Here is a 6472-nt window from a genome sequence, read left to right as displayed (position 1 = left end):
ATTCAGATGTTGTGCCGGTGGAGTGCCGCCATGACAATAAAAATATATTTTTAATTAAATTGATTAAACCGCAGATGAACGCAGATATTCCAGCCAAAATCAGATAATCTTTTATTTTTTGCCTTATCTTTTGAATTAGAATTCATCTTAACCTTCATCTGCGTTTATCTGCGTTCATCTGCGGTTCATTTATCCACTTTCCGGTAAACCTAAATCATATCTATTTCCCGCCGCCCGTTTCTGCATCACTCACCCGGCCCCCACCATCGCACGCTCCACCCAGGGCCCGGTCGAGCCTTCACTGACCGGCGGCAGCCACTCGCGGGATTCATGGTGCCCCGGTCCGGAGAGTGGATACGCTAAATTGGGTGTCCACTCTGGTTCAGGCTCCTGCCCCCCTCCTGCACTGGTGCCTGGGTGCGGGAGTGGTGCGCTGGATGGTGGGGTGGGGTAGTTGTATTCAGATGTTGTGCCGGTGGAGTGCCGCCATTACAGTAAAAATATAATTTAATTTGAATATTACACCGCAAAGAACGCAAAGATACGGTAACATTGCCTTTGCGGTGCGGAAACACTATCCCATGCGACATCTTGCCTCCCCTTACCCAGCCGCCCTTTTCTGCATCACTCACCCGGCCCCCACCATCGCACCCACCACCCCGGGCCCGGTCGAGCCTTCACTGGCCGGCGGCAGCCACTCGCGGGATTCATGGTGCCCCGGTCCGGAGGGGGGATAGGGTAAATCGGGTGTATGCTCTGGTTTGGACTCCTGCAACCGTGCTGTAACTACCAGCAGTTCCACCCGCATACCCCTGTTTTCCCAAGCTACATATTTTCGTAAGCTTTTTTACGGTGACCCACCGTCAATACTAGAACTTGAAGCTTATTCATTTTGATTGTATACAATACTCGATATTTTCCAATTCTCAGACTCCAAAGATCAATAGCAATAAGATGTTTTCCCAGCTCAGGAAATCTTTCAAGTTGAAATACTTTCATTAATATCCGATCCCTTACAGATTTATCGAGTTTTTTTAGATCAGATTTGAATTTTTTATCAAATATCAAAGTATACGTCAATCAAACACCAAGTCTTCTTTTGTGAGATATTCACCGGAATTAATTCTGCTAAGAGCTTGTTTGACTGCAGTTATAGTACCCTTATCTGAAAGAACATTAATCGTTTCTGTCAATCGATCGATATATTCCAGCATGTCATCGTATTCGTCTTTGTAGAGCCATACCTTGTTCGATTCAACATGAGTTTGCATACTACGTAATTTTTTCTTAAACTATTAAATACTTAGGGTTATGTTCAATAATTAGAATGATATAGATTGTGCGCCGCTCATCCATAGTTTCCCCCGACTACACTCAAGGCTGGAAGACATGCCTATTCTCCCGAATGCTATTCCCCTGCCGCTCGGTTCTGCCTCATACACCCAGCGCCCCACCCGCATACCGGAAAGACGGTCGAGTGCATCACTTACCCTCATCGAAGTTATGGGGTAAGAGCCGTACGAATGCTGGAATCAAATGCTGCTGTTGTAATGTAGCCCCGGTGATATTTGAAAGCAAAAAAATGTCACAATTTGTTAATAACTGATGCGAAAATAAAAAAAATCCCGACGTGTCAAAAAACGCCAATCAAGAAGATTGTTCCTGCAATTTCTCCTGTAGCCATAAATTCACAAGGGTATCAGGTGAGACACCATGGCGTCTGGCAGATGCCCGGATCTTATCAGAAAGTTCATTTTCCACAGCATAGTATATCATTTCGGATTGAATATCAACTTCGAACTCTGCCGGTCCAGACTCGTCCCAATGGTCTGCCAGCTCATGAATATCCCAGAACTGTCCTATCTGGTCATAATCCTCTGCCTTTGATAGAGAACTTCTATTTTTGTCCATATCTTTTCCTTTCTCCATCAGTCATATCCCTTGCAGACACAATGAGTATATGGTTATCTTTTTTGTATATAATGAAAATGATTAGATACCTGCCTGCTTTAGACCTGCCCATAGCAGCATATACATTATCATTTGGATGGAAACCCTTCTCAACAAAGCGAAATTTAGGTTTTCCACACAATACTTCTTTTACTTCTTTAGGTTTTACGTTATGCTTTTCTTCAAGTTTGTCAATGATACTATGAGTTCGTTGCTAATCTTTAGATACGCCACACCCCCATCGTTGCATACCCCATCCACGCCCCTCTCCTCCTTCATCGGCCAGCGGCGGTGAGGGCAGAAGAGGTGCTTAGATTCCGTAAAAATCCAACAGCATATTCAGTATGAACAATACCTTCAACTAAAAACCTTATAAAGATACAGAACATAAAGTAAAAAGAGGAACATGTCAACCAGGTCTTTAGAGCATAAAATCGATATGCTGCCACCAGAACTGCAAAAAGAGGCAGCCGATTTCATAGACTTTCTGCTCACCAGGAAAACTCCCGGGAAAAGGAAAAAGCCCACACTGAAGTGGATAGGCAGCCTGAAAGAATATCGCAGCCAGTACACTTCCCTGGAACTCCAGGAAAAAGCCCTTGAATGGAGAGACTGATGTATCTCATAGATACCAACATATTTCTGGAAGGTCTTCTCTATCAAGAAAAGCAGATTCCGTTATCCGTTTTTTTCAGGAAACAGATTTGGAAAAGACATATATGACCGACCTTTCACTTCATTCTATTGGCATAATTCTATTCAGGCTTGGGAAATACGATGTCTTCACATCATTTCTGGAAGATATGGTAATCGATGGAATAGAAATACTCTCAGCAGTGCCGGAAGATTTGACCAATTTACCCATAACGGCTGAAAAATTCAATCTCGATTTTGATGATACATATCAATATATGCTGGCTGAAAAACATCAATTGGAGATCATCAGTTTTGATAAAGATTTTGATGAAACTGAACTTGGGCGAAAAGAACCCTCCGAAATAGTCCATTAATACCTGACCGGGAACAACCCTATTTATTGCCCCCATTATCTCATACAATCTCTCCACATTATCCATCCAGACCAGGCCCCCCAGCGCACCCTCCACCCCGGGCCCGGTTGAGCCTTCACTGGCCGGCGGCAGCCACTCGCGGGATTCATGGTGCCCCGGTCCGGAGGGGGATTAAGATAAAGGGTGTCCACTCTGGTTCAGGCTCCTGCCGTCCTCAATATCAGTGGTGAGCAGGGGGTCCACATCACAGCTAAAAAAGGAGTTATTTCGTTCTCCTCAACATCACAACCACAACTCCCACCAGCGCCCCCACAATCCCGAATCCCGGCGCATCATTGGGAACAGAAACCGGCAAATCGCCTGCTTCCTCATCTTTCCGGACGGTCTTATCCGGTGCAATGTAGTGCTTATCGAGGATAGTGGGACTGACGACGGTCATTCCCAGTGTCATTTTGGTATCGCTGTCTTTGTGAAAGGTTACATCCACCAGGATGGGTGTCCGGCCCTGTGTCCACTCACCATTGGGAGTGAGTATCCAGGTATACTCCTGTGTCCAGCCCGGATACACTTTCGGTTCCGTGAACCATTCACCAGTATCGCTGGGACCTGAAATGACCTCAAATGATTTGGTCGTCCAGGGTTCTTTCAACTTCATATCAACATAACCGTCTATCCTGGACATCACCCTGACCGTAATGGTGATGGGCTCGTCGATCTTCACATCAAGGTCGTTCACCGTGGCCTTCTCACCATTACACCAGACCGGGATTTCACCGAATTCGTTTTCCGCTGCCTGTACAGAGTGTACCGACAAAAATTAAATGACGATCGAGATCATCAGAATGTATCCATTTTTCATGTTTTTCCTCCCGCGTTTTATTATAATATTGAACCTTGCATCATAAATATCTTTCACCCTCACCATACCGCAATAAACAGGAAACATTTTTGATACAGGTAGTCCATTTACACTATTCACATCACATTTATCATAATGCAGAACTTTCAAGCAAAGGAAGGGTATAATTTGGTATTTCCCGATCAAATCCAATTGATCCAAATCGCAATAGAAATAGGAGCATTTCTTCTCATCATCCTGGTAACAGCACTCATCGCCCACATCTCAAAGACCCTGATATCAACAGCCCTGCACTCATCCTCCTCCTACCTGGCCGCCCGCATACAGAGGTACATTTTCCTGCTCGTCTGGGCCGTAGGTATCATCCTTGCCATCAACCAGGTCGGCGTATCCACAGACATACTTCTCCTTCTCACCGCGCTGGCAGCCATAGGCTTTTTCCTGTCAGCCTATCCAGTGCTCCAGAACTTCGTCTCCCGCTCCTTTTTGAGCCTCCAGTATAAAGTAGGGGATACGCTCTCCATTGAAGGCTTAAGCGGCAAGGTCATAGAGATAACCGACCTCAATACCGTACTGCTGGACGAAGACGGCAATCTGGTGACCGTGCCCAATGTGATGTTCATTAAAAGTATCTGGACCAAATACCAGCCCGCAGGGTACGAACTGACCCTGCCCGTGGTCATCAAGAAGGACATCGATACGGTGGCCTTTGAGACAGCACTCCTGGAATCCATCGTGAACCTGAAGAAATATTTCAAGAGATCAGCCGCAGTCGTCACCTCAAAAACAGATGACAAGACCATCGAGCTTTCCCTCATAATGAACCTGAAGGACCCTGAAAAGAAAAGCCTGGTGACCACTGAAATAAACGAAAAGGTCGAAAGGTTGAAAGTTGAGTTCACCCATAAAGCCGAAGAGATTAAAAAAGAAGAAAAACTCAATGAAATTAAGGATATCGGTAAATGAATGACCGCATAGAACTCAGCCGGGAGATGGGCGTGCTCAGCGCCACCATGATCGGCGTAGGGGCCATGATCGGTGCAGGCATCTTCGTGCTCACAGGAATCGCCGCCGGAGAGGCCGGACCTGCGCTTATCCTCGTCTTTTTACTCAATGGTGTCGTGACCACCTTCACGGCCATGACCTATGCAGAACTGAGCTCCGCCATTCCCGAAGCCGGTGGCGGGTACCTGTGGGTGAAACATTCCCTTCCCGGCATCAACGGATTCCTCAGCGGCTGGATGAGCTGGTTCGCCCATGCGGTAGCCGGCAGCCTGTACGCCCTGGGTTTTGGGGCATATTTCGGTCTGCTGCTTGATACCTATAACATAACCCTGTTTGGACTCACCGGAGACCACCTCGTCAAATTCCTGGCCGTGGCCATCGCGCTCGTTTTCATCTATATCAACTACATGGGTGCATCCGAGACCGGTGCCATAGCAAATATCATAGGATTTGCGAAAATAGCCATCCTGGGTGTCTTCATCGTATCCGGCCTCTACGCTATGTACAACCGTCCCGAGTTCTTCAGCAATTTTCACCCCTTCCTGCCCAACGGCTTCGGCGGCGTGTTCATGGCTATGGGTTTGACCTTTATCGCTTTTGAAGGGTATGAGGTCATAGCCCAGACCGCAGAAGAGGTCAGGGAACCAAAGAAAAATCTCCCCCGTGCTATCTTCCTGTCCATGCTCATTGTAATACCTATCTACCTCCTCGTGGCATTCGTATCCATCGGTGCAATGCAGACCGACATCCCAACCTGGCAGTTCCTCGGACAGCACCAGGAGCTGGGCCTTGTTGAAGCTGCCCGCCAGTTCATGCCTTTTGGCACATTCCTGCTGTTGCTGGGTGGCCTGATGTCTACCATGTCAGCGCTCAACGCCACCACCTTCTCCTCCACCCGGGTCTCCTTTGCCATGGGACGGGACCACAATCTTCCCGGTATTTTCAAGAAAGTGCATCCTGTAAGGCGTACACCCCACATGGCACTGTTCATAACAGGCGCTCTTATTATCGTAATGGCCCTCGGGTTACCCATAGAGGACGTGGCCAGCGCATCTGCTATCATGTTCCTGCTCCTGTTCCTGCAGGTCAACCTGGCAGTCATCGTGATCAGGAAAAAATTCGGCAGTGAACTGGAGTACGGCTACAAAATGCCCTTTTTCCCCATCATCCCCATCCTTGGCATCATCACCCAGCTCTTCCTGGCCCTGTATATGTTCAATTACAGCCCCGCAGGCTGGTATTCCATCATTATCTGGACCGCCATCGGGTTCGTGGTCTATTTCGGCTATTCAGTGAACAAGGAAAAGGTCGAGAAAGGCAAGATCGCCCGCCAGGTGGCGCCCGGAAATTATCGTGTAGTAGTGGCGCTCTCAAACCTGAAGAACGTAAAACCTCTCATTACCATTGGCGCCGCACTGGCCAAAGCCCAGGCCAGCGAGATCGTTGCACTCTACATAATCGGTGTTCCCCAGCAGACCTTTCTTGAGACAGGGGACCAGTTCATCCAGAATTCAGAACCAATTTTCAAGAAAGCCATCTCCACCGGGGCCGAGTTCGGTGTACCGGTCATAAAGAAGACCGTGGTGTCACATGAGATCTCTGAAGCCATCCTGGACGTGGCACGGTCCGGGAAAAGTAACATCCTGCT

11 protein-coding genes are annotated in these 6472 nt (G+C 47.6%); 4 read left to right on the top strand and 7 right to left on the bottom strand.

The window, feature by feature from the left end; genetic code table 11:
* Window positions 1–359: 359 nt before the first annotated feature.
* The 6 genes from K0A89_12680 to K0A89_12655 all read right to left on the bottom strand — a co-directional run bounded on the left by K0A89_12680 (window position 360) and on the right by K0A89_12655 (window position 2149).
* Window positions 360–632 carry a hypothetical protein gene (locus K0A89_12680; GenBank protein MBW6519337.1) on the bottom strand — a complete coding sequence of 91 codons (273 nt, stop codon included), beginning with the start codon at window positions 630–632 and terminating at the stop codon, window positions 360–362.
* Window positions 629–802: a hypothetical protein gene (locus K0A89_12675; GenBank protein ID MBW6519336.1), complete on the bottom strand. Its 174-nt coding sequence runs from the start codon at window positions 800–802 to the stop codon at window positions 629–631. Before K0A89_12675 ends, K0A89_12680 begins: the two co-directional genes overlap by 4 nt.
* Window positions 803–825: 23 nt before the next feature.
* Window positions 826–1068, bottom strand: coding sequence for a type II toxin-antitoxin system RelE/ParE family toxin (locus tag K0A89_12670; GenBank protein ID MBW6519335.1), 243 nt, complete (start codon window positions 1066–1068; stop codon window positions 826–828).
* A gap of 8 nt (window positions 1069–1076) precedes the next feature.
* Complete coding sequence (locus tag K0A89_12665) at window positions 1077–1271, bottom strand: hypothetical protein (protein MBW6519334.1); 195 nt, start codon at window positions 1269–1271, stop codon at window positions 1077–1079.
* 376 nt (window positions 1272–1647) lie between these two features.
* Complete coding sequence (locus tag K0A89_12660) at window positions 1648–1929, bottom strand: hypothetical protein (GenBank protein ID MBW6519333.1); 282 nt, start codon at window positions 1927–1929, stop codon at window positions 1648–1650.
* Complete coding sequence (locus K0A89_12655) at window positions 1898–2149, bottom strand: BrnT family toxin (GenBank protein ID MBW6519332.1); 252 nt, start codon at window positions 2147–2149, stop codon at window positions 1898–1900. Before K0A89_12655 ends, K0A89_12660 begins: the two co-directional genes overlap by 32 nt.
* 207 nt (window positions 2150–2356) lie before the next feature.
* On the opposite strand from K0A89_12655, the gene K0A89_12650 reads away from it, so the two are divergent.
* Both K0A89_12650 and K0A89_12645 read left to right on the top strand, forming a co-directional pair.
* On the top strand, window positions 2357–2566 hold the full coding sequence (locus K0A89_12650) for a DUF2281 domain-containing protein (protein ID MBW6519331.1): 210 nt from the start codon (window positions 2357–2359) through the stop codon (window positions 2564–2566).
* The gene (locus K0A89_12645; protein MBW6519330.1) at window positions 2550–2960 is read left to right on the top strand and encodes a PIN domain-containing protein; all 411 of its coding nucleotides are present in this window, start codon (window positions 2550–2552) and stop codon (window positions 2958–2960) included. The genes K0A89_12650 and K0A89_12645 overlap by 17 nt, the downstream gene beginning before the upstream one ends.
* Before the next feature lie 262 nt (window positions 2961–3222).
* Here K0A89_12645 and K0A89_12640 read toward each other — a convergent pair whose 3' ends face one another.
* Complete coding sequence (locus K0A89_12640; protein MBW6519329.1) at window positions 3223–3774, bottom strand: sarcinarray family MAST domain-containing protein; 552 nt, start codon at window positions 3772–3774, stop codon at window positions 3223–3225.
* A 237-nt stretch (window positions 3775–4011) separates the two neighbouring features.
* Here K0A89_12640 and K0A89_12635 point away from each other — a divergent pair, with 237 nt between their 5' ends.
* Both K0A89_12635 and K0A89_12630 read left to right on the top strand, forming a co-directional pair.
* A complete protein-coding gene (locus K0A89_12635; GenBank protein ID MBW6519328.1) occupies window positions 4012–4785 on the top strand; it encodes a mechanosensitive ion channel family protein in 774 nt (257 codons plus the stop codon).
* Window positions 4782–6472, top strand: a 1691-nt coding sequence (locus K0A89_12630) for an amino acid permease (GenBank protein MBW6519327.1), incomplete at its 3' end; no start/stop codon positions are given. The genes K0A89_12635 and K0A89_12630, both read left to right, overlap by 4 nt.

It is taken from the genome of ANME-2 cluster archaeon (genome assembly GCA_019429385.1).
Lineage (GTDB): Archaea > Halobacteriota > Methanosarcinia > Methanosarcinales > Methanocomedenaceae > Methanocomedens_B.
The sequence above is the reverse complement of the archived record's forward strand: the minus strand, read 5'-3'. Positions and strand labels throughout refer to the sequence as shown.

Coding starts and splice junctions, on each gene's coding strand:
- K0A89_12665 (MBW6519334.1), bottom strand. CDS start 1,271: ATGCAAACTCATGTTGAATCGAACAAGGTATGGCTCTACAAAGACGAA.
- K0A89_12660 (MBW6519333.1), bottom strand. CDS start 1,929: ATGGAGAAAGGAAAAGATATGGACAAAAATAGAAGTTCTCTATCAAAG.
- K0A89_12650 (MBW6519331.1), top strand. CDS start 2,357: ATGTCAACCAGGTCTTTAGAGCATAAAATCGATATGCTGCCACCAGAA.